1 protein-coding gene and 1 pseudogene are annotated in these 946 nt (G+C 57.9%); both read right to left on the bottom strand.

Annotated features, from left to right (window positions below; genetic code table 11):
- Nucleotides 1–236, bottom strand: a pseudogene (locus ACGSLL_RS28240) (type VI secretion system tip protein VgrG); the annotation flags it as partial.
- 134 nt (nt 237–370) lie between these two features.
- Nucleotides 371–886, bottom strand: a complete 516-nt coding sequence (locus ACGSLL_RS28235; RefSeq protein WP_007949952.1) for an Hcp family type VI secretion system effector — start codon at nt 884–886, stop codon at nt 371–373.
- Nucleotides 887–946 lie beyond the last annotated feature (60 nt).

The raw sequence follows: 946 nt of genomic DNA, 5'->3' as shown, positions 1-946 counted from the left end.
TGCGCGGCGCGGTAGATCTGGCCATGAATGCCGCTGCCGTCGGGCGACAGCTGCAGAAAGGCCGGTTTGTGCAGCAGGGTTTCGAGGTCCAGCGACGGCTGCTCACTGACCAGCTCCACCTCGAAGACAAAAGGCTGGCTGATGGCTTCCCGACCGGTGAGGGTAAACACCTGGAAATCAGCGGAAAGACCTTCGATGGTCAGGGCAAAGTGGGTTTCATTGGCCGGCGCGAACATCCCTTGTTCCTCGTGCTGTACAGCGGCGCTCGTCGACGGCCGCAAAAAAGCGGCTCAACGTACGCGAAATTCTGGAGGGGCGTAAACAACATCGACCAGCAGAGCTGGCCGATGCTTGTAACGATCAGCCGTAATTAAACGACTGGAGCACGCCAGTCATCGGAACCCGAAGTACCGGATACTTCGTGGGTCCAGGTGATTTTGCGGTAGGTGAACTGCACTTCTTCCAGGTGGGTGAAGTGCGCGTTGCCTGGATCCTGGCAGTTGTGCATTTTGTTGTTGATGGCGACGATGATCGCGTCTTCCAGTTTGGTGGTGTAGTAGTGCTCTTGGGTGCCTTGCGCCGAAGTGCGGTACCACTGGATAACGATTTCGCTCATGCGCTCGCCGGAAGTCAGTGCTGCTTGCAGCAGTGGCGAAGCCTTGTCGTAGACCTTGGTGATCACAACTGGCTTGTGAACGCGCTGACCGGTTGGCTGACCGGATTGCGGGTCACGCGGGATGATCACGTCGTGGGTGAAAGCCTGAACCATGACCTGGTCTTCGTGGCCTTCCTGGTAGGTGTTGCCTACGGAGTCAGCGGTGAATGCGCCTGCAGTGATCAGGCCTTGTTTTTCGCCGGTAACCGACATGTACGCTGGTGTTGCCATGGGGTGCTCTCCTTGCGGATAAATTTAAGGTGCCCGGGAGGCGAAATCGCCCGGTGGGTG

This window comes from Pseudomonas retamae (assembly GCF_043496865.1).
Lineage (GTDB): Bacteria > Pseudomonadota > Gammaproteobacteria > Pseudomonadales > Pseudomonadaceae > Aquipseudomonas > Aquipseudomonas retamae.
The sequence above is the reverse complement of the archived record's forward strand: the minus strand, read 5'-3'. Positions and strand labels throughout refer to the sequence as shown.